Source organism: Streptomyces sp. ALI-76-A (genome assembly GCF_030287445.1).
Taxonomy (GTDB): Bacteria; Actinomycetota; Actinomycetes; order Streptomycetales; family Streptomycetaceae; genus Streptomyces.
This window is the reverse complement of the sequence record NZ_JASVWB010000002.1, coordinates 1,916,724-1,936,596: the sequence shown is the minus strand read 5'-3', so window position 1 is coordinate 1,936,596 and position 19,873 is coordinate 1,916,724. Positions and strand designations below refer to the sequence as shown.

The window sequence follows — 19,873 nt, the reverse complement described above, 5'->3', positions numbered from 1 at the left end:
GTACGAAACGAACAAAGGAAGCCGACCTCATGCTGCGCATCGCCGTCCCCAACAAGGGTTCCCTGTCAGGACCTGCGGCGGAGATGCTGCATGAGGCCGGCTACCAGCAGCGCCGCGAGTCCAAGGAACTGCGGATCGTCGACCCGGAGAACGAGGTCGAGTTCTTCTACCTCCGCCCCCGCGACATCGCGATCTACGTCTCCTCCGGCAAGCTCGACATCGGCATCACCGGCCGTGACCTGCTGATCGACTCCGGCGCCAAGGCCGAGGAGATCCTCCCCCTCGGCTTCGCCCGCTCCACCTTCCGCTACGCCACCAAGCCGGGCACGGCGAGCGGCGTCCAGGACCTGAACGGCATGACGGTCGCCACCTCCTACGAGGGCATCGTCGCCCAGCACCTCGCCGACCACGGCATCGACGCCTCCGTCGTCCACCTCGACGGCGCCGTCGAGACGGCCATAGAGCTGGGCGTCGCCGAGGTCATCGCGGACGTCGTCGAGACCGGCACCTCGCTGCGCAACGCGGGCCTGGAGGTCATCGGCGAGCCGATCATGAAGTCCGAGGCCGTGGTTATCCGCCGCACCGGAGGGGACGCCGACGAAAGCGCCGAGTCCAAGGTGCAGCAGTTCCTGCGCCGCCTCCAGGGCGTCCTGGTGGCCCGGACGTACGTGATGATGGACTACGACTGCCGCGTGGAGCAGCTGGAGAAGGCCGTCGCGCTCACGCCGGGCCTGGAGTCGCCGACCGTCTCCCCGCTGCACAACGAGGGCTGGGTCGCCGTGCGCGCGATGGTCCCCGCCAAGGAAGCCCAGCGGATCATGGACGACCTCTACGACATCGGCGCCCGGGCCATCCTGACGACGGCCATCCACGCCTGCCGTCTCTGAGGGATCCCGAACGATGTCCGACCTTCCCGCCCTCCCCGTCACCTTCCGGCCGGCGCGCACCCGCGTCGTCCTGCTCACCGCCGGCGTCGCGATCTTCGTGGTCATCACGACGATCGCGATGCTGCTGGAGCAGCTCAGCACCGGGGAGCGCCTCAGCTTCGTCCTCACGGCGGCACTCCTGTTCGGTGTGCTGCTCACCCTGTCCCGGCCGAAAGTCGTCGCCGACGAGTCCGGCGTCACCGTGGTCAACATCGCCGGCCGACGCCACCTGGACTGGGCCGAGATCATCCAGGTGAACCTGCGCCCCGGCGACCCCTGGGTGTTCATCGACCTCAGCGACGGCACCAGCCTGCCCGCGCTCGGCATCCAGCCGGGCATCGCCAAGCAGCAGGCCATCGCCGACGCACGCACCCTGCGGGCACTCGCCGAGGCCCGCTCCACGGCCCGTCCCGACGAAGATCAGGACTGACCGGGGGCGGTCCACCCTGCCGCACGGGCCGGTGTCCTGATTAATCTGGTGGCGGAGGCGTATCGCTGCGCCTCCGCCCTCGTGCGCCGACCGGCGCACAGGGTTCCTGCTACGCGAGGAGTGACCCTCTCCGGCGATGGACGGATCGTCCTGTAGTACCTGCGCCGCCCCCTGCCGACATACCGCTGACTGCGACCTCGCAGTGCGCGCGTACGCGGAGGCGGCGGCATCATGACCATCCCCCTGCTGCTCCTCGGAGCGGCGTTCCTGCTGATTCTCGCCAACGGATTCTTCGTGGCGGCCGAGTTCGGCCTGGTGACGGTCGAGGCGACGGACGCCGAGAAGGCCGCCGCCGAGGGCGACCGACGGGCCCGTACGGTCGTCGAGTCCCTCAAGGAGCTGTCCTTCCAGCTCTCCGGCACCCAGCTCGGCATCACCATCACCTCCCTCGTCGTCGGCATGCTCGCCGAACCGGCGCTCGCGCAGCTGCTGGACGGCCCCGTCACCGCGACCGGTGTCCCGGAGGGAGCCGTCCCCGGTGTCGCCGTGGTCGTCGGCATGCTGCTGGCCTCGGCCGTGCAGATGGTGATCGGCGAGCTCGTGCCCAAGAACTGGGCGGTGTCCAAGCCGATGCAGGTCGCGCGGTTCGTCGCCGGCCCGCAGCACGCCTTCGCCCGTCTGTTCCACCCGGTGATCGCCTGCCTGAACGCGGTCGCCAACCGTCTCGTCCGCGCGATGGGCGTGGAGCCCACCGAGGAACTGGCCTCCGCCCGCACCCCCGGTGAACTGGTCTCCCTGGCCCGGCACTCCGCGCGGGCCGGCGCCCTGGAGCAGGACACCGCGGACCTCTTCGTGCGCACGCTGTCCCTCGCCGGGCTGACCGCGCAGCATGTCATGACCCCGCGGGTGCGGGTCAGCGCGCTCCAGTCGTCGGCGACCGCCGAGGACGTGGTCAACCTGACCCGCGCCACCGGCCTGTCCCGTTTCCCCGTCTACCACGAGAGGATCGACGAGGTCGTCGGCATGGTGCACCTCAAGGACGCGCTGGCCGTGCCCGTGCACGACCGGCTGCGCACGCCCGTGGGGCGCATCGCGCGTCCGGCGCTGCTCGTACCGGAGACGCTGCCGGTGCGGCCCCTGCTCGCGCAGCTGCGCAACGAGCAGCCCATCGCCGTCGTCGTCGACGAGTACGGCGGCACGGCCGGCGTCGTCACCCTGGAGGACATCGTCGAGGAGATCGTCGGCGAGGTCCGCGACGAGCACGACGGGCAGGATCTGCCCGAACTCGCCGTCGCCCCGCCGGAGGACGGCCGGCCCGCGTGGGAGGCCGACGGCAGCTGCCGCGTCGACGTCCTCCAGCGCGTCGGCCTCGACGTGCCGGAGGGGCCGTACGAGACCGTCGCCGGCCTGGTCGCCGACCTGCTCGGCCGGATCCCGGCCGTCGGCGACCGGACGGAACTGCCCGGCTGGCGGCTGACCGTGCGCCAGGTCGGGCACTACCGCGCGGAGCGGGTCCGACTGGTCCGGACGGCCCCCGTCGTGGTGGAGGCGGCCCGATGAGCGTCCTCCAACTCCTGTTCGCCGCGCTGCTCGTGCTCGCCAACGGCTTCTTCGTCGGCGCCGAGTTCGCGCTCGTCTCCGTGCGCCGCAGCCAGATCGAACCGCTCGGCACCACCCGCGCCCGCCAGGTCCTGTACGGCCTGGAGCGGCTGCCGGAGATGATGGCCGCCGCCCAGTTCGGCATCACCGTCTGCTCGCTGACCCTGGGCGCGGTCGCCGAACCGACGGTGGCGCACCTGCTGGAGCCGGTCTTCGCGTGGGTCCACCTGCCGCACGGCGTGATCCACCCGCTCACCTATGTGATCGCGCTCGCCGCCGTCGTCTTCTTCCACCTCGTCATCGGCGAGATGGTCCCGAAGAACCTCGCGATGGCGGCCCCGGAGAAGGCCGCGCTGTGGCTCGGTCCGGGCCTGGTCGGCTTCGCCCGCCTGTGCAGGCCGATCACCGCCGCCCTCGGTGCCTGCGCGCAGGCCATCCTGCGGCTCTTCCACGTCGAGCCCAAGGACGAGGTCGAGGCGGTCTTCACCAGCGAGCAGCTCAACCGGCTGGTGGAGGACTCCGGCCAGGCCGGCCTGCTCGACCCCGACGAGCAGGAACGCCTGGAGGACGCCCTGGAGCTGGGCTCCCGGCCGGTGACCGACGTCCTGCTGGGGCGCGAGTCCCTGGTGACGGTCGGCCCGTCGGTGACCCCGGGCCAGATCGTCGAGCTGACCGCCCGCACCGGATACTCCCGTTTCCCGGTGGCGGCCGAGAAGAACGGCGCCTTCATGGGCTATCTGCACGTGAAGGACGTACTCGATCTGGAGGACTCCGAGCGGGCGGTGCCGCAGCAGGTGTGGCGGCCGATGACGACGCTCAGGTCCGACCTGCCGCTGGACGACGCCCTGACGGTGATGCGCCGGGCCGCCACGCACTTGGCCCAGGTGGCCGACGCGTCCGGCCGGGTGCTGGGTCTGGTCGCGCTGGAGGACGTCCTGGAGCTGCTGGTGGGCGAGGTGCGGGATCCCGCGCACCGGGAGGTGCCGGGGGTGCGGGTGGCCGAGCCGCGGGTGAGCGGGGAGCCGGAGGAGGCGCTGGCGAGCTGACGGCCGGCCGGCCGCGGGATCCGTCACATCATCGGCGGATCCTGCGGCCCCCGCCCCGACAGCACCTCGCCGTACGCCTGCATGAGGTCCGGCAGGCGCAGCGTCGACAGGTCGTCCCGGGTCAGCATGCCCGGATACGTCGACAGCCGAAGATCCCGGTACGCGCAGCTCTTCTCGTACAGCGTGCGCAGGAACCGGCCGTTGCCCAGCTCGTCGATCCACCCCTGGTCGACCACGTGCCCGGCGATCGAGCGCAGCTCGTCCAGCGCCTCCTCGTCCCACACGTCCCCGTTCTCCGCGGCCAGCACCTCGCCGATGGAGGTGAGTTCGAGCGGACGGTACGAGGGGAAGTCGACGCGGGTGGTGAACCGGGACGACAGCCCGGGGTTGGCGGCGAGCAGACGGTCCATGCCCTCCGGGTAGCCGGCCAGGATCACCACCAGGTGGTCCCGGTTGTCCTCCGCCCGCTTCAGCAGCACCTGCAACGCCTCGTCGCCGTACGCGTCGCCCTTGCCGTAGCCGGAGTTCGACAACGAGTACGCCTCGTCGACGAAGAGGACCCCGCCGAGCGCGGAGTCGATCAGCTCGTTGGCCTTGACGGCCGTCTGGCCGAGGTACTCGCCCACCAGGTCAGCCCGCTGCGCCTCCACGAGGTGGTCGCCGCCGAGCAGCCCGAGGGCGTAGAAGACCCGGCCGAGGATCCGGGCGACCGTGGTCTTGCCGGTGCCGGACGGGCCCGAGAAGACGAAGTGGCGCTTCGGCGGCTGGACCGGCAGCCCCTGGCCGGCCCGCAGCCGGGCCATGTTCAGCTGCGCCGACAACGCTTTCACCTGGCGCTTCACGGGCTCCAGGCCCACCATGCGTTCCAGCTCGGCGAGCGCCTCGTCGAGCAGGGCGGGATCGGTGGGCCCGGCGGGCAGCGACGACGAGGACACCAGCTTCTCGCGCACCGCCGGGCCGGTCGCCGGCGGCAGGGGCACGGAGACCGGCGGATCCGGGTCCGTGAGCTTCAGCTCGCGTCCCTCGGTGCCGAAGAGCGGCTCGAGTCCGTCGGGGCCGTCCGCCATGTCCTGCCCGGCCCCGGCGAGGGCGATCGCCGCGAGGTCGGTCGTCTCGTCGTACCCGTCGCCCTCGGAGATCGCGGCCAGCCGGGCCGAGGTGTCCATGAAGGCGGGGTCGACGCGGTGCACGGCCCGGTACAGCGGGAGGGCGGCGGCCGAGCGGCCGGTGCCCTCGTGGGCCCGCGCCAGCCAGTAGCGCAACTCCTTGCGCTGCGGCTGCTCGCTGCGGCAGCGCATCAGGGCGGACGACAGGAGCGGCTCGGCCTGCCCGTACATCTCCAGCCGGACCCGGGCCATGCCGCCGAACAGGCCCGCCTCGATACCGAGCAGGGGGTCGTTGATCAACGGGTCGGTGTGCCGGACCAGTTGCTCCCAGTCCTTGACCAGGTAGGCGCGGCAGGCGTGCAGGAAGCGGACCTGGGGGTCGGCGTCCACCGGCGGCAGGCCCGCGAGGGCCCGGTCCAGCTCCGGGACGTGCCGTCCGTCCAGCCAGTGCGAGGCGTGCGCGAGCAGCAGGTCGCGCGGGCTCTCCAGCACCGGCTGCACCCACCAGCCCAGCCAGTACCAGGAGTTGAGGGTGCGGCGGTGCCGGGTGCGCTGTTCGCCGAAGCGGCCGCGGTGCCGGAACATCCGCAGCAGCGCGGTCGTCGTGTCGACCCGCAGCGCGTGCAGTCCGAGCCAGCCGTCGGCCATCCCGGGATCGATCCGCACCGCGGTGCGGAACTCCTCCTCCGCCTGCGGATAGGCGCCCATCGTGTAGGCGTCCACGCCTCGCAGCCAGGCGAGGTCGGCCGGGGCCTCCGGGCCCCGCGTGCCGAAGTCCATCACGTCCCCCACAAACCGTGCCCCCGTTTGGTTCGCCGACGGGCCGATGCCCGTCGGCCGCCTTGGTCAACCGCTGTGCGGCGGACCGGAGTTGCAACGGTGCGCAGAGCAGCCGTCCCCAGGTCGCACCGAGGGCATCGTACCTGCGCGGGTGTCGCCCACCGAAGGGTGCCGCACAGGCCGTTCGACGAGGTCGGAGCAGATACGCGCATTCCGCGTGGTGACCGAGGGTGAGCGAATCGTGTCACGCGGCGCCCGAAAAGTGCGCTTCAGGGCAGAACGAAGCCCCCGATCACGGGGGAACAACCGGGGGCTTCGTGTCTGCGGGCGGCCTGCGAACGGCCGCACATTGGAAACGTAAGACCTGTACGGCCCCTGGGTCAAGCCGAGTTGGAGCACTTGGGGAAGTTGTCCGGGACGGCTCTTCACAAGTTCAGCACACTGCGGACGGTCCGTCACCGTACGTGACGCACGGGTCCGATCCACCGGTCCCGGCAGGCCCGGGAAGCACCTCATAACCCTTCTCGCACTGCCGTACCAGGAGGTCGGCGAAGGGCCGGGAGGGATCCTCGGCGAAATGCCGTCGTTCCGCCTGGACCCACCCGTCCCAGAAGTCCCGCTGCTCCTCCCCGTCCCGTTCACGTCCGCGCGCCCACGACTCCTCGCGGGGCACCTCCATCCACAGCAGACGGGCCAGCCACGGACGCAGGTCGCGACGGCCCGCTCCGACCCCCTCCACGAGGACCACCTCGGCGGGCGGCAACGCCCGGGGCGGTCCGAAGCGGCGGGCGTGCCAGTCATAGGGGGCGTAGTGCGCGCTCTCGCCCCGGCTGAGCGGGTCGATCACCTCGGTCCGCAGCCGCCGCGTCCAGGCGAAGAGCGCGTCATGGCTGGCGAGGTCGTCGAGACGCAGCACCGGCGCGGCGTCCAGCGCGCGGGCCAGCCGTCCGGCGAACGTCGACTTCCCGGATCCGGCGTGCCCGTCGATCCCGATCAGACGGACCGGGCCGCAGGACGGGGGGAGGCGGCGCAACCGGGCGGCGAGCTCGTGAATGACGGTTCCTGGGGGCGAGGGGAGGCGGGCGGGCGTGCTGGTGCCAGGCTACGCGGCCCTTCGGCCTGATCGCCGGGCCCGGCGGCCGCCAGGTTGTGCGGCCCTTCGGCCTGATCGCCGGGCCGGCCACCGCCAGGTTGTGCGGCCCTTTCGGCCCGGCCGCCGAGTCCGGCCGCCGTGCCAGTGGACCAGACCCATATTGGTCAGCGCGGCACGGGCCCAAGTGCTGGCCGGAGCCTGCGGCCTGCTCCATAGTGGGCGCGACACCGTGCACCGAACCCGCCCCGACTCGGACACCTGGGGGTCAGTCCGCATGAGCAGATCCCGACAGCCGTCCCGCCGCAACGTCCTCGCCGCCGCGGTCGCGGCCACCGTGACCGGAGGCGCGGGCGCGGCGACCGCCGCCGACGCCCCCGGCACCACGGACCCCGTCCGGGCCCCGGCCCGCACGGTCGACAACCGCGCCTGGATCACGTACGCCGACTGGCGCGGGGGCACCGCGCGGGGCACCCGGGCCGTCGCCGGAGCCCGTCCGGGCATGGCGATCGGCACCCCCGCGGGCACCGCCGACTACACCGACCCGCACACCGGCAGGACCGCCGCCTGGGAGTACGGGACCTGGACGTCCCCCGTCCACGGCCTCGCCGTCCCCGCCACGGAGGTGATCGCGTCCTGGAACGCGCACACGCCGGCCGGCACCTGGATCCAGATCGAGCTGAAGGGGACGTACTCCGACGGCACGGCCACCCCCTGGTACGTGCTGGGCCGCTGGGCGGCCGGCGACCAGGACATCCGGCGGACATCGGTCGACGACCAGACCGACGGCAGGAGCACGATCTGGACGGACACCTTCGCGATCGACGACCCGGCCACCGGTCTGCGCCTGGCCTCGTACCGCCTGCGCCTCACCCTGTACCGGAAGCCCGGCACCAAGGCCACGCCCACCGTCTGGCGGGTCGGCGCGATGGGCTCCGACGTTCCCGACCGCTTCACCGTCCCCGCCTCCGTGCCGGCTCGGGCCAAGGAGCTGGTCGTCCCGCGCTACTCGCAGGAGATCCACGTCGGCCAGTACCCCGAGTACGACAACGGCGGCGAGGCATGGTGCAGCCCCACCTCCTCGCAGATGATCATCGAGTACTGGGGCGGTCGGCTCACCGCCGCCCAACTGGCCTGGGTGAACCCGGCCTTCGCGGATCCGCAGGTGTGCCACGCGGCCCGGTACACCTACGACCACCAGTACGCCGGCTGCGGCAACTGGCCGTTCAACGCGGCCTACGCGGCCACCTTCAAGGGACTCCAGGGCGTGGTGACCCGGCTCGGCTCGCTCACCGACCTGGAGACGCTGATCGCGGCCGGTGTCCCGGCCATCACGTCACAGTCCTTCCTCAAGGAGGAGCTCACGGGGGCGGGGTACGGCACCGCCGGCCACCTGATGACCGTCATCGGCTTCACCGCCGACGGGGACGTGATCGCCAACGACCCGGCCTCGCCGAGCAACGAGGCGGTGCGGCGCGTCTACCGGCGGCGGGAGTGGGAGAACATCTGGCTCCGCACCAAGCGGTACAACGCCTCGGGCAAGGTCGTCTCCGGCACCGGCGGTGTCTGCTATCTGTACTTCCCGGCCCACCCGACCCCGCGCCAGCGCCAGGCGCTCGCGGCGGTGGGTGTGCGCTGAGTCCCGTGGCGGCGGCCTCCGGCGACCGGCCGGAGGCCGTCGGCGTGTGACCAACGTCTCCGCCGCACAAGCCGACATTGCTGGCAAGGTGGACAGAAGACTCGGGGGAGTCCACCGCACAGCCGACCTTCAGCGAGACGCCATGACCACACCCGCAGCCACCGCCGCCCGCACCCGTACCGGCGGGCCCCAGGAAGACGGCCCGAAGATCGTCGAGCACCTCATGGGCTGGACCCTCGTGGTGGTCATCGCGATGCTCGTGACGCAGCTCGGTCTGCTGTGACCTGGTCCACAACCGACCTGGCATACTGCGAGACTCCCGCCGCCCGCTGAGACCAGGGTCGAATTGCAGATGAGTCAACAGCGCGAAGCCGCCCGTCCCCGGGTGCGCGGCACCGAGCGCTCCGTCGCACGCCGTGCCGAACTCATCGCCATCGGGCGCAGGTTGTTCGCCGACACGTCGTACGACGCGCTCTCCATGGACGACATCGCCCGGCAGGCGCGGGTCGCCAAGGGGTTGATCTACTACTACTTCCAGTCCAAGCGCGGCTACTACCTGGCGATCATCCAGGACTCCGTCGTCGACCTGGTCACCTACGCGGCCGACGGCCTCGAACTGGAGCCGGTGGACCGGGTCCACCGCACCATCGACAGCTATCTGCGCTACGCCGAGCACAACCACGCCGCCTACCGCACCATTGTCAGCGGCGGCGTGGGCTTCGACACGGAGGTGCACGCCATCCGGGACGGCGTGCGCGAGGTGATCGTCGCGACCATCGCCGAAGGGGCCTACGGCCGCGCCGACATCGCTCCCTTGGCCCGCATGGGCCTGCTCGCCTGGGTGTGCAGCGTGGAGGGCGCCGCCCTCGACTGGATCGACGGCTCCCCGCTGTCCCGCGACACGATGCGCGAACTGCTGGTGAAGACGCTCGGCGGATCGATGCGGGCCATCGAGGAGATGGACCCGGGGTATCCGGCTCCGGGACCGGCCCGTCGCGACGGCGGCTGACGGGGCGGCGGTCGACGGGACGGCGGTCGACGGGACGGCGGTCGAGGGGACGCCTGAGGGGACGACGCACGCGGGACGGGGCGGAGGCTCGTGGTCCTCCGCCCCGTCTCCCCCGTGACCGGGGCTACTTGATGGCCTTGATCAGCTCACCGTCCGCGGTGTCCCCGCTCAGCTCCCAGAAGAACGTGCCGCCCAGCCGCTGCGCGTCCTTGTACCGCATCTTCCCCTCGATCGTCTTCGGGGTGTCGTAACTCCACCAGTCGTCACCGCACTTGGCGTAGGCGGTGCCGCCCACGGTCCCGGTCGGGGGGCATGCGGTCCTGAGCACCTTGTAGTCCTCGAATCCCGCCTCGTACGTGCCCGCCGCCGGGCCGGTGGCCGTGCCGCCGGGCTTCGCCTGGGTGACGCCGGTCCAGCCGCGCCCGTAGAAGCCGAGGCCGAGCAGCAGCTTCGAGGACGGGATGCCCAGGCTCTTGAGCTTGGCGATGGTGGCGGCGGTGTTGTAGCCCTCCTCCGGGATGCCCTTGTAGGAGGTCAGCGGCGAGTGGGGCGCCGTGGGGCCGGCGGCGGCCCAGGTGCCGAAGTAGTCGTACGTCATCGGGTTGTACCAGTCGACGAACCGGGCCGCGCCGGCGTAGTCGGCCGCGTCGATCCTGCCGCCGGGGGTGGCGTCCGCGGTGATCGCCGCGGTGACCAGCTGCCGCCTGCCGAACTCGGCGCGCAGTGCGGCCATCACGTCCCGGAACGCCTTCCGGCCGCTGGTGTCGCAGGTCAGGCCGCAGGCGTTCGGGTACTCCCAGTCGATGTCGATGCCGTCGAAGACGTCCGCCCACTTCGAGTTCTCGACCAGGTCGTGGCAGGACCGGGCGAAGGCCGCCGGGTCCTTGGCCGCCTCGCCGAAGCCGCCCGACCAGCTCCAGCCGCCGAACGACCAGATGACCTTGAGGTCGGGGTGGAGTTTCTTCAGCTTCAGCAGTTGGTTGAAGTTGCCGCTCAGCGGCTGGTCCGCGGTGTCGGCGACACCGTCCACGGACTCCTCGGCGGTGAACGGCTTGTCGGTGTCCGCCCAGGCGTCGCCGAGGGCGCACTTGCCGTCGGTGACATTGCCGAACGCGTAGTTGATGTGGGTGAGCTTGTCGGCGGAGCCGGACGTCTCGATGTTCTTGACGAAGTACTGGCGGCCGTAGATGCCCCAGTCGGTGAAGTAGCCGACGACCTTCGAGCCGGCCCTGCCGGCCTCGGTCGTGTCGGCGGAGAGGGTCCCGGCGGTGTCGGGTGCGGCGGTGGCGGCGCCCGCGCCGGCGAGCAGGCCGGCGCCGAGGGCGGCGCAGCACGAGGCGGACAGGAGGGCCCGGAACCGGGCGCGGGGGCGGAGCGGGATGGGCATCGGGTGTCTCCTCGCAGGGGACAGGGAGGGGAACGCACGCCGATCGGCATGAACGCGAGGGAAGCGTTGGTGCGACACAGTAAGAGGACTAGACCAATCGGTCAATGGTTTGTACCAATTGACGGCCGGTCGGGTGGCTCGGAACTTCTGGAAGTAAGCGGTCGTTAACCGGTGACTGGGTGCCTCCGATCGGGCATACTCACAGCGCACAGCCGCTGGTCAGCAGCTTCCGCGACCCGGGACTGCGAGCCTGGCGGCAGCAGTGAGACCCGGCGGAGCCGCCCCCACCCCAAGGGCCAGCCCGTCAGCGCCCCACAGGGAGGAGAGCGTCGCCATGCCCGACCGCGCCCCGCAGCCGGTGGACCGGCAACTGCCCACGGACGAGGCCCGGGACCTGATCTCGCTCGTCCGCGACATCGCCCGGCAGGAGATCGCCCCGAAGGCGGCCGAGGAGGAGGACGCCGGACGCTTCCCGCGCGAGGTCTTCACCCTGCTCTCCGCGTCCGGACTGCTCGGCCTGCCGTACGACGCCGAGTACGGCGGCGGTGACCAGCCGTACGAGGTCTACCTCCAGGTCCTCGAAGAACTCGCCGCGGCCCGCCTCACGGTGGGCCTCGGCGCCAGCGTGCACACCCTGTCCGCCTACGCGCTCGCCGCCTACGGAACCAAGGAGCAGCAGGTCGAGCACCTGCCCGCGATGCTCGGTGGCGGCCTGCTGGGCGCGTACTGCCTGTCCGAGCCCTCCTCCGGGTCGGACGCGGCCTCCCTGCGCACGAAGGCCGTGCGGGACGGCGACGGCTGGGTGCTCACCGGCACCAAGGCGTGGATCACGCACGGCGGGATCGCCGACTTCTGCACCGTCATGGCGCGCACCGGCGAGGAGGGCCCGCGCGGGATCACCGCGTTCCTGGTGCCCGGCGACGCGGAGGGCCTGAGCGCCGCGCCGCCCGAGAAGAAGATGGGCATGAAGGGCTCACCGACCGCCCAGGTCCACCTCGACGGCGTGCGCGTGTCCGACGACCGGCGCATCGGCGAGGAGGGCCAGGGATTCGCCATCGCCCTGGCCGCGCTCGACTCCGGGCGGCTCGGCATCGCCGCCTGCGCCATCGGACTGGCCCAGGCGGCGCTCGACGAGGCGGTGGCGTACGCGACCGCTCGGCGGCAGTTCGGGCGGCCCATCGCCGACTTCCAGGGGCTGCGCTTCATGCTCGCCGACATGGCGACCCGCATCGAGGCCGGCCGGGCGCTGTACCTGGCGGCGGCGCGGCTGCGGGACGCGGGCCGGCCCTTCGCCAAGCAGGCGGCGATGGCCAAGCTGCACTGCACCGACACCGCGATGCAGGTGACCACCGACGCCGTCCAGGTCCTCGGCGGCTACGGCTACACGGCCGACTTCCCGGTCGAGCGGTACATGCGCGAGGCGAAGGTCCTGCAGATCGTCGAGGGCACGAACCAGATCCAGCGGATGGTCATCGCCCGTCACCTAGCGGGTCCCGAGACCCGCTGAACTGCCCGGCGGTCACCTGGGGCGCCGCCAGCCGGACCCACTCCGGGTCGTGGCGCCCCGGCAGAGTGCGGCCGCGGTCGGCCCAGACGCGCAGCAGATCGCGGTAGATGGGCGGATCCATGACCTGCGGCGGTGCCGGCGGAACCGATACCGGGGCCGCGGGAACCGGTGCGGGGACGAACAGTCGGCGTTGACGCCCGGTCGCTGAAGAGGTGGGGGTCATACCAGGGCAACGCGGAGGCCGCGGACAGGTCACCGCTCGCCGGAATCGGGCGTGCGTTCACGGATGTCCGGGCGTCGTCCTCCCGCGGCGCGGGCGCCCCGGCCCAGCGTCACCCCGACCGGGACGCACCGGACCGCGCCACGGCGGCCTGCGAGCCGTGGCGCGGTCCGGTCACGGGGTGGGAGCGAGGCCGCTCAGGCGGCCTGGCGGCGCACGACGGGCACCGGCACCCGGATGGGGCGCGAACCCGGGCCACCGACGTGCGAGAAGGGCTGCGTCCGCCAGTCGAGCCCCTGCGGGAGCGTCAACAGCAGGGCGGTGTCCTGCTCCTGGAGCTCCACCGACTCGTCCGCCGGGCGGGCGTCGGAGGCCGTGCGGCCCGTGCCGGCGCAGACCGTGAGTCCGAACGGGTTCCACGGAGAGGCGCACAGCGCGTGCTCCGGCAGGACCTCCTCGTCCGCCAGCAGGGCGATGGGCTGCGCGCAGTCCGGGCAGATCACCCGGTACATCTCGAAGGTGTCGTACGCGTCGAGTTCGTCGTCCAGGGCGTCGGGTTCGACGCCCTCCGGCTCGGGCTCGACCACCGGCTGCGGTCGCTTGGGTGCGGTACGACCAGGGCGCTTAAGACTCTGCATGTGGGTTCTCCCCCTCGGACTGGGCCGTGACGGCGCTGCGGCCTCGACCACAGCAAGCACTTCCCGCCCCGTCTCGGCGGTAATCACGAGAACATCACGGAGCCTGTTCGGTAGGTGTGGCGTTCGTCACATGCCGCTCGCAGATGCCCGGCACGGCCGCACTGTCCCCGGGCGGCCCGCGACCCGCTCCCGGCCACATCACGAACCGGGTATGACCTGCGCCGCTCGGGTATCCGTGGAGATCACGAGCACTGTAGGTTCTTGCGCCATGGAGGAGCTCGACCGACAGATCGTGCAACTGCTCGTCAAGGACGGGCGGATGAGCTACACAGACCTGGGCAAGGCCACCGGTCTGTCCACGTCGGCCGTGCACCAGCGGGTGCGCCGGCTGGAGCAGCGGGGCGTGATCCGCGGTTACGCCGCGGTCGTCGACCCGGAGGCCGTCGGGCTGCCGATGACTGCCTTCATCTCGGTGAAACCGTTCGACCCCAGCGCCCCCGACGACATCGCCGAACGCCTCGCCGACGTCCCCGAGATCGAGGCCTGCCACAGCGTCGCGGGCGACGAGAACTACATCCTCAAGGTGCGCGTGGCCACCCCGCACGAGTTGGAGGAGCTGCTGGCCCGCCTGCGCTCGCTGGCGGGCGTGTCCACCCGCACGACGGTGGTGCTGTCGACGCCGTACGAGGCACGGCCGCCGCGGATCTGACCGACCTGCCCGCAAGGTGGTCCCGGCGAGGCGCGAGACTGTTCCCCATGAGTGAGCGCACCGCCCAGCCGAAGACCGTCCTGCTCCGCCGCGGAGAGGTCCACAGCCCCGCCGACCCCTTCGCCACCGCGATGGTCGTCGAGCGCGGCCAGGTCGCCTGGGTCGGCTCCGAGGGCGCGGCCGACGCCTTCGCGGACGGCGTCGACGAGGTGGTCGACCTCGACGGCGCCCTCGTCACCCCCGCGTTCACCGACGCACACGTGCACACCACCGCCACCGGCCTCGCCCTCACCGGCCTCGACCTGTCCGCCGCCCCCTCCCTGGAGGGGGCCCTCGCCCTCGTACGGGACTTCGCCGCCGCCCGCCCCGCCGACCGCGTGCTGCTCGGCCACGGCTGGGACGCCTCCCGCTGGCCCGGCGGACGCCCGCCGACACGCGCCGAACTGGACGCGGCCACCGGCGGACGCCCCCTCTACCTCAGCCGGATCGACGTCCACTCGGCGGTCGTCACCACGGCCCTGCTCGACCTGACCCCCGGCCTCGACGCGCCGGACGCCCCACTCACCGCCGACGCCCACCACGCCGTGCGCGCCACCGCCCTCGCCGCCGTCACGCCCGGACAGCGCACCGAGGCCCAGCGGGCGGCCCTCGCCCACGCCGCCTCCCTCGGCATCGGATCCGTTCACGAATGCGCAGGGCCGGAGATCTCCTCCGAGGACGACCTCACCGGCCTGCTCGAGCTGGCCGCCGAGGAGCCGGGCCCGCGCGTCGTCGGCTACTGGGCGGAACGCGATGTCGACAAGGCGCGGGAGCTGGGCGCGGTCGGCGCGGCCGGCGACCTGTTCGTCGACGGCGCCCTCGGCTCGCACACGGCCTGTCTGCACGAGCCGTACGCGGACGCCGGCCACACCGGCACCGCCCACCTGGACGCGGCCGCCGTGGCCGCCCATGTCGTCGCCTGCACCGAGGCGGGCCTCCAGGCGGGCTTCCACGCCATCGGGGACGCCGCCGTGACCGCCGTCGTCGAGGGCGTGCGGGCCGCCGCCGAGAAGGCCGGCCTCGCCCGCGTCCGCGCGGCCCGGCATCGCGTGGAGCACGCCGAGATGCTCACGCCGGAGACGGTCGCCGCCTTCGCCGAACTCGGCCTGACCGCCTCCGTCCAGCCCGCCTTCGACGCGCTGTGGGGCGGCGAGGACGGCATGTACGCCCACCGCCTGGGCGCCGGCCGGGCGCGCACCCTGAACCCCTTCGCGGCCCTGCTGCGGGCCGGTGTCCCGCTCGCCTTCGGCTCGGACAGCCCGGTCACGCCCCTCGACCCGTGGGGCACGGTCCGCGCGGCGGCCTTCCATCGCACCCCTGAGCACCGCGTCTCCGCGCGCGCCGCGTTCACCGCGCACACGCGGGGCGGCTGGCGGGCCGTCGGGCGGGACGACGCGGGTGTGCTGGTGCCGGGCGCGCCGGCCGACTACGCCGTGTGGCGCACCGACGCGCTGGTCGTGCAGGCCCCGGACGACCGGGTGGCCCGCTGGTCGACCGACCCCCGCTCCGGCACCCCCGGCCTGCCGGACCTGACCCCTGGCCACGACCTGCCTGTCTGCCTGCGCACGGTGGTCGGCGGACGGACGGTGTTCGTACGGCCGGGCGAGTGATCTCCTGGGGCGGCGCACGCCCGATCGGCCCCCGCCACGCCGTCGCCGCATCCGCGTATCCGCCGCCCTGACCAGGGCGTTGACCGAAGAGGCGCAGGTCATACCGCTGTTGACAGCCGACGGCAGCGGGCCGGTAGGTTCGGCGGAGTCCACCACCGGACGCCCGACCGGGGAACGTCCACGCGCTCGTCGCGGCGCCGCTGGGTCAGGGACGGTGTGCCGCACCGGGGCACCGCCACTGGCAGCCAGGCTCAGCGCCCGCGCCCGGCGAGGGAACGTTCCGGCCGGTCGGGGAGGTGTGACCCGGGTGGGGCCCGGGCGTTCAGTAGACAACGGCTTTCGGTCGACCCGCAGCCAGCGGGCCCCAGGTCGGCCCGAAGGGCGCCGGGCCCCCATCCGCAGGACGCCCCGCCCCGCTGCGCCCGCGAAGCGTGATCCCTGCCCCGCCTTTGTGGAAACGACACCACCATTCGAACGTCCTGTCACGTCACCGCAGGCCGCGGCCACTATGGTGGACCCTCTGCGGACGGACATGAAGGGGCAGCAGTGAACGACGGCGACGCAACCCGCGCGGCACAGGACCGGGGGAGACAGTTCGGTCCGCTCGGCACGGCGTTGGTGATCATCCCGACCTACAACGAGGCGGAGAACATCAAGGCGATCGTCGGCCGGGTGCGCAAGGCCGTCCCCGAGGCGCACGTGCTCGTCGCCGACGACAACAGCCCGGACGGCACGGGCAAGCTCGCCGACGAACTCGCCGTCGGCGACGACCACGTCCAGGTCCTGCACCGCAAGGGCAAGGAGGGCCTCGGGGCCGCCTACCTCGCGGGTTTCCGCTGGGGCCTGGAGAAGGGGTACGGCGTCCTGATCGAGATGGACGCCGACGGCTCCCACCAGCCCGAGGAACTGCCCCGCCTGCTGACCGCGCTCAAGGGCGCCGACCTGGTCCTCGGCTCCCGCTGGGTGCCCGGCGGCCGGGTCGTGAACTGGCCCAGGTCCCGCGAGGTCATCTCCCGCGGCGGCAGCCTCTACTCCCGCCTCGCCCTGGACCTGCCGCTGCGTGACATCACCGGCGGCTACCGCGCGTTCCGCCGGGAGACCCTGGAGGGCCTCGGTCTGGAAGACGTCGCCTCCCAGGGCTACTGCTTCCAGGTCGACCTCGCCCGCCGCGCGGTCAGGGCGGGCTACCACGTCGTCGAGGTGCCCATCACCTTCGTCGAGCGCGAACTGGGCGACTCCAAGATGAGTCGCGACATCCTGGTGGAGGCCCTGTGGCGGGTCACGACCTGGGGTGTGGGGGAGCGGGTCGGCAAGATCGTGGGCCGCGGCAGGCCGCCACAGCCGTAGCCGTACGTTTCACAGCCGCAGTTGATCGCCCCCTTATGCCGTGCTGAGCCGGGTCCAGGCACACTGGACGCATGACGACTGGCGCTCCGACTCCCGCATACCCCGCCCGGCCCCGGCGCTCCCGGCTGCGTACGTTCCTGCCGCTGGGCGTGGCCGCCTGGCTCGTGCTGGAGATCTGGCTGCTGACCGTGGTGGCCGGCGCCGCCGGTGGCTTCACCGTGTTCCTGCTGCTCGTCGCCGGTCTCGTGCTCGGCTCCGTGGTCATCAAGCGGGCGGGCCGGCGCGCCTTCCAGAACCTGAACGAGGCACTCCAGCGCGGCGGGGCCCCGTCGGACTCGTCGAACGGCGGGGGCAACGGCCTGATGATGCTGGGCGGGCTGCTCCTGATGATCCCCGGCCTGATCTCGGACGCGGTGGGCCTGATCCTGCTGGTCCCGCCGGTCCAGAAGGCGCTCAGCCGCTACGCGGAGCGCACCGTCGAGCGCAAGCTGCGCGAGGCCGTCCCGGGCTCCCTGGGGGACGCCTTCCAGCAGGCGCGTATGCACCAGCCCGACGGCAAGGTGGTCCAGGGGCAGGTCATCAAGGACGAGCCGGAAGACGCCCCGCGGGGTCCGCGCCCGCCTCTTGTGGGCTGAGGCTCCCGGCGGCCACCGCTCGGCCGGGCCCGGACACGCAACCGCGGGCGCCGTACGTGAAGTTCACGTACGGCGCCCGCGGTTACTTGTGTGTGTCGTGTTCCCGCTCAAGCCATGCCGGGATTACGCCGACTTACGGCTGTCCCTCGGATGAACAGCGATGTTCATCGCGCCGGAGCGCAGAACGGCCAGGCGCTCCTCGAGGACCTCTTCGAGTTCCTCGCGGGTGCGCCGTTCCATCAGCATGTCCCAGTGCGTACGCGCGGGCTTGGCCTTCTTCTCTTCAGGGCCGTCGCCGTCCACGAGGAGTGCCTGGGCCCCGCAGACCTTGCACTCCCACTCCGGCGGGATCTCCGCCTCGACCGAGAAGGGCATCTCAAAACGATGGCCCTTCTCGCATGCGTACTCCACGGCCTGGCGCGGGGCCAGGTCGATGCCGCGGTCCGTCTCGTAGCTGGTCACCACGAGGCGCGTGCCGCGAAGAGCTCGCTCACTCATGAATCGTGCCTCCCGGGCTTGTCGCCCACAGGACAGGTGTCGCTGTCGTCGTCATCCGGTCAACGTCCGGTCGGCGGTAAAGATTCCCGTTCCGGGTCCGGTTCCGGGTCAAGCGTCGCCGTCGTAGCCGCCCTTGTCGTACCCACCAGTGCCCGGTTTGCCGCATCTGCTAACAGATGTGGCACAGCGTTTCGGCATCTTTGACGCGCAGTAACGGTACGCCTGGCAGGCCAAACGCGTACACTACAGCGCTTTCGGGTTGAACGCTAAATCCTCTCCGGAATCGGGTTGCCCGCGTCGCCGATCGCCCGCCGCACCGGAACCCGCGCGAGCAGCACGAATCCGATGACGAAGAAGGCCACCAGCGAGATGATCGCGTCCCGGTAGCTTCCCGTCATCTGGTAGGTGATCCCGAACAGCAGAGGGCCGAGCCAGCTCATACCCCGGTCGCTCATCTCGTACGCCGAGAAGTACTCGGCCTCCTTGCCGGGCGGGACGAGATGCGAGAACAGGGAACGGGACAGGGCCTGGCTGCCGCCGAGGACGAGCCCGATCCCGGCGGCCAGCACGAAGAACCAGCCAGGTGCGCCGGCGGGCAGGAAGTACCCGGCGCCCAGGATCACCGTCCACGCGGCCAGGGACCCCAGGATCGTGCGCTTGGCTCCGTAGGACCGGGCCAGCCGGCCCATGGTCAGCGCTCCGGCCACCGCGAGCAGCTGGACCAGCAGCACCGCCACGATGAGCGTCGACTGTCCGAGGCCGAGTTCCTCGGAGCCGTAGACCGACGCCTGGGAGATCACGGTCTGGATGCCGTCGTTGTAGACGAGGTACGCCAGCAGGAAGGCCAGCGTCAGCGGGTGACGGCGCATGTCGCGGACCGTCGCCGCGAGCTGCCGGAAGCCGGTGGCCGTGGCCCCGGTCGTGGCCTTCGCCCCGGAGCGGCGGTCGCGCAGCCGGCGCAGCGGGACGAGGGCGAAGGCGCCCCACCACAGGCCGGCGGACGCCAGGCAGACGCGGACCGCCGCGCTCTCCGAGAGGCCGAAGGAGTCGTGGCCGGTGTAGAGGACGAGGTTGACCACCAGGACCAGCGAACCCGCCGCGTACCCGAAGGCCCAGCCCCGCGAGGAGACCGCGTCGCGCTCCTCGGGCGGGGCGATCTGCGGCAGATAGGAGTTGTAGAGCATCATCGCCACGGACTGCGCCGCGTTCGCGACGATCAGCAGGAGGCCGCCGAGCAGATAGCGGTCGCCGCCGAGGAAGAACATGGCGGTCGTCGCCGTGGCCCCGGTGTAGGCGGCGGCCGCCAGCAGCGGCTTCTTGCGGCCCGTGCGGTCGGCGGCGGCACCCACCAGCGGCATCACGACCACGGCCACGATCACCGACAGGGACACCGAGTACGCGAAGAACGACCCCGCGCGCACCGGGATCCCCAGGGGGTGCACGAACCCGTCCGCGTCCGCCGCCGACTCGGCCACCGACGTCAGGTAGGGGCCCAGGAACACGGTGAGCACGCTCGTCGAGTAGACGGAGCAGGCCCAGTCGTAGACGTACCAGCCGCGCTGTTCGCGCCGCCGGGCGCCGGCCTCGTCGGCCGCTGCCGTCCGCACGGTGTCGGTGCCCACCCGTGCCCCTCGCTTCCCGAGAAGGTGCCGGCGCGA

19 protein-coding genes are annotated in these 19,873 nt (G+C 72.1%); 12 read left to right on the top strand and 7 right to left on the bottom strand.

The features are described from left to right. Nucleotides 1-29: 29 nt before the first annotated feature. The 4 genes from hisG to QQS16_RS09625 all read left to right on the top strand — a co-directional run bounded on the left by hisG (nt 30) and on the right by QQS16_RS09625 (nt 4,001). A complete protein-coding gene (hisG, locus tag QQS16_RS09640; protein ID WP_286061207.1) occupies nt 30-887 on the top strand; it encodes an ATP phosphoribosyltransferase in 858 nt (285 codons plus the stop codon). 13 nt (nt 888-900) lie between these two features. Further along, nucleotides 901-1,356: a PH domain-containing protein gene (locus QQS16_RS09635; RefSeq protein WP_286061205.1), complete on the top strand. Its 456-nt coding sequence runs from the start codon at nt 901-903 to the stop codon at nt 1,354-1,356. Between the two features lie 231 nt (nt 1,357-1,587). After that, the gene (locus tag QQS16_RS09630; protein ID WP_286061204.1) at nt 1,588-2,916 is read left to right on the top strand and encodes a hemolysin family protein; all 1,329 of its coding nucleotides are present in this window, start codon (nt 1,588-1,590) and stop codon (nt 2,914-2,916) included. Further along, nucleotides 2,913-4,001, top strand: a complete 1,089-nt coding sequence (locus QQS16_RS09625) for a hemolysin family protein (RefSeq protein WP_286061203.1) — start codon at nt 2,913-2,915, stop codon at nt 3,999-4,001. The genes QQS16_RS09630 and QQS16_RS09625 overlap by 4 nt, the downstream gene beginning before the upstream one ends. A gap of 23 nt (nt 4,002-4,024) precedes the next feature. On the opposite strand, the gene QQS16_RS09620 is transcribed toward QQS16_RS09625, so the two are convergent. Continuing rightward, the gene (locus QQS16_RS09620; protein ID WP_286061202.1) at nt 4,025-5,887 is read right to left on the bottom strand and encodes an AAA family ATPase; all 1,863 of its coding nucleotides are present in this window, start codon (nt 5,885-5,887) and stop codon (nt 4,025-4,027) included. A 433-nt stretch (nt 5,888-6,320) separates the two neighbouring features. Beyond that, nucleotides 6,321-6,941: a uridine kinase family protein gene (locus QQS16_RS09615; protein WP_286066271.1), complete on the bottom strand. Its 621-nt coding sequence runs from the start codon at nt 6,939-6,941 to the stop codon at nt 6,321-6,323. Between the two features lie 313 nt (nt 6,942-7,254). Here QQS16_RS09615 and QQS16_RS09610 point away from each other — a divergent pair, with 313 nt between their 5' ends. The 3 genes from QQS16_RS09610 (at nt 7,255) to QQS16_RS09600 (ending at nt 9,625) form a co-directional block, all read left to right on the top strand. Further along, the gene (locus QQS16_RS09610) at nt 7,255-8,616 is read left to right on the top strand and encodes a C39 family peptidase (RefSeq protein ID WP_286061201.1); all 1,362 of its coding nucleotides are present in this window, start codon (nt 7,255-7,257) and stop codon (nt 8,614-8,616) included. Between the two features lie 142 nt (nt 8,617-8,758). Next, the gene (locus tag QQS16_RS09605; RefSeq protein ID WP_286061200.1) at nt 8,759-8,899 is read left to right on the top strand and encodes an SCO1431 family membrane protein; all 141 of its coding nucleotides are present in this window, start codon (nt 8,759-8,761) and stop codon (nt 8,897-8,899) included. 63 nt (nt 8,900-8,962) lie between these two features. Further along, the gene (locus QQS16_RS09600; protein WP_286061199.1) at nt 8,963-9,625 is read left to right on the top strand and encodes a TetR/AcrR family transcriptional regulator; all 663 of its coding nucleotides are present in this window, start codon (nt 8,963-8,965) and stop codon (nt 9,623-9,625) included. A gap of 124 nt (nt 9,626-9,749) precedes the next feature. Here the strand turns inward: QQS16_RS09600 and QQS16_RS09595 are convergent, their stop codons facing one another. Beyond that, nucleotides 9,750-11,012, bottom strand: coding sequence for a glycoside hydrolase family 18 protein (locus QQS16_RS09595; protein ID WP_286061198.1), 1,263 nt, complete (start codon nt 11,010-11,012; stop codon nt 9,750-9,752). A gap of 334 nt (nt 11,013-11,346) precedes the next feature. Here QQS16_RS09595 and QQS16_RS09590 point away from each other — a divergent pair, with 334 nt between their 5' ends. After that, on the top strand, nt 11,347-12,519 hold the full coding sequence (locus QQS16_RS09590) for an acyl-CoA dehydrogenase family protein (RefSeq protein ID WP_286061197.1): 1,173 nt from the start codon (nt 11,347-11,349) through the stop codon (nt 12,517-12,519). On the opposite strand, the gene QQS16_RS43925 is transcribed toward QQS16_RS09590, so the two are convergent. Both QQS16_RS43925 and QQS16_RS09580 read right to left on the bottom strand, forming a co-directional pair. Then, entirely contained in the window at nt 12,482-12,742 is a 261-nt protein-coding gene (locus QQS16_RS43925; RefSeq protein ID WP_286061196.1) for a hypothetical protein, read from the bottom strand. The two genes, QQS16_RS09590 and QQS16_RS43925, sit on opposite strands and share 38 nt — an antisense overlap. 194 nt (nt 12,743-12,936) lie before the next feature. Next, nucleotides 12,937-13,377 (bottom strand): hypothetical protein, encoded by a 441-nt coding sequence (locus tag QQS16_RS09580; protein WP_286061195.1) that lies wholly within the window; start codon nt 13,375-13,377, stop codon nt 12,937-12,939. 268 nt (nt 13,378-13,645) lie between these two features. Here QQS16_RS09580 and QQS16_RS09575 point away from each other — a divergent pair, with 268 nt between their 5' ends. The 4 genes from QQS16_RS09575 (at nt 13,646) to fxsA (ending at nt 17,717) form a co-directional block, all read left to right on the top strand. Then, nucleotides 13,646-14,086, top strand: coding sequence for an Lrp/AsnC family transcriptional regulator (locus tag QQS16_RS09575; protein ID WP_030943199.1), 441 nt, complete (start codon nt 13,646-13,648; stop codon nt 14,084-14,086). Nucleotides 14,087-14,133: 47 nt separating this feature from the next. Continuing rightward, nucleotides 14,134-15,735: an amidohydrolase gene (locus QQS16_RS09570; protein ID WP_286061194.1), complete on the top strand. Its 1,602-nt coding sequence runs from the start codon at nt 14,134-14,136 to the stop codon at nt 15,733-15,735. Nucleotides 15,736-16,281: 546 nt separating this feature from the next. Next, on the top strand, nt 16,282-17,082 hold the full coding sequence (locus QQS16_RS09565) for a polyprenol monophosphomannose synthase (protein WP_286061193.1): 801 nt from the start codon (nt 16,282-16,284) through the stop codon (nt 17,080-17,082). Between the two features lie 71 nt (nt 17,083-17,153). Beyond that, nucleotides 17,154-17,717, top strand: coding sequence for an FxsA family membrane protein (gene fxsA, locus QQS16_RS09560; protein WP_286061192.1), 564 nt, complete (start codon nt 17,154-17,156; stop codon nt 17,715-17,717). A 123-nt stretch (nt 17,718-17,840) separates the two neighbouring features. On the opposite strand, the gene QQS16_RS09555 is transcribed toward fxsA, so the two are convergent. Then, nucleotides 17,841-18,215, bottom strand: coding sequence for an RNA polymerase-binding protein RbpA (locus QQS16_RS09555; RefSeq protein WP_003977404.1), 375 nt, complete (start codon nt 18,213-18,215; stop codon nt 17,841-17,843). 266 nt (nt 18,216-18,481) lie between these two features. Further along, nucleotides 18,482-19,837, bottom strand: a complete 1,356-nt coding sequence (locus QQS16_RS09550; protein ID WP_286061191.1) for an MFS transporter — start codon at nt 19,835-19,837, stop codon at nt 18,482-18,484. Nucleotides 19,838-19,873 lie beyond the last annotated feature (36 nt).

Coding starts and splice junctions, on each gene's coding strand:
- hisG (WP_286061207.1), top strand. CDS start 30: ATGCTGCGCATCGCCGTCCCCAACAAGGGTTCCCTGTCAGGACCTGCG.
- QQS16_RS09635 (WP_286061205.1), top strand. CDS start 901: ATGTCCGACCTTCCCGCCCTCCCCGTCACCTTCCGGCCGGCGCGCACC.
- QQS16_RS09630 (WP_286061204.1), top strand. CDS start 1,588: ATGACCATCCCCCTGCTGCTCCTCGGAGCGGCGTTCCTGCTGATTCTC.
- QQS16_RS09625 (WP_286061203.1), top strand. CDS start 2,913: ATGAGCGTCCTCCAACTCCTGTTCGCCGCGCTGCTCGTGCTCGCCAAC.
- QQS16_RS09620 (WP_286061202.1), bottom strand. CDS start 5,887: ATGGACTTCGGCACGCGGGGCCCGGAGGCCCCGGCCGACCTCGCCTGG.
- QQS16_RS09610 (WP_286061201.1), top strand. CDS start 7,255: ATGAGCAGATCCCGACAGCCGTCCCGCCGCAACGTCCTCGCCGCCGCG.
- QQS16_RS09605 (WP_286061200.1), top strand. CDS start 8,759: ATGACCACACCCGCAGCCACCGCCGCCCGCACCCGTACCGGCGGGCCC.
- QQS16_RS09595 (WP_286061198.1), bottom strand. CDS start 11,012: ATGCCCATCCCGCTCCGCCCCCGCGCCCGGTTCCGGGCCCTCCTGTCC.
- QQS16_RS09590 (WP_286061197.1), top strand. CDS start 11,347: ATGCCCGACCGCGCCCCGCAGCCGGTGGACCGGCAACTGCCCACGGAC.
- QQS16_RS43925 (WP_286061196.1), bottom strand. CDS start 12,742: ATGACCCCCACCTCTTCAGCGACCGGGCGTCAACGCCGACTGTTCGTC.
- QQS16_RS09580 (WP_286061195.1), bottom strand. CDS start 13,377: ATGCAGAGTCTTAAGCGCCCTGGTCGTACCGCACCCAAGCGACCGCAG.
- QQS16_RS09575 (WP_030943199.1), top strand. CDS start 13,646: ATGGAGGAGCTCGACCGACAGATCGTGCAACTGCTCGTCAAGGACGGG.
- QQS16_RS09570 (WP_286061194.1), top strand. CDS start 14,134: ATGAGTGAGCGCACCGCCCAGCCGAAGACCGTCCTGCTCCGCCGCGGA.
- fxsA (WP_286061192.1), top strand. CDS start 17,154: ATGACGACTGGCGCTCCGACTCCCGCATACCCCGCCCGGCCCCGGCGC.
- QQS16_RS09555 (WP_003977404.1), bottom strand. CDS start 18,215: ATGAGTGAGCGAGCTCTTCGCGGCACGCGCCTCGTGGTGACCAGCTAC.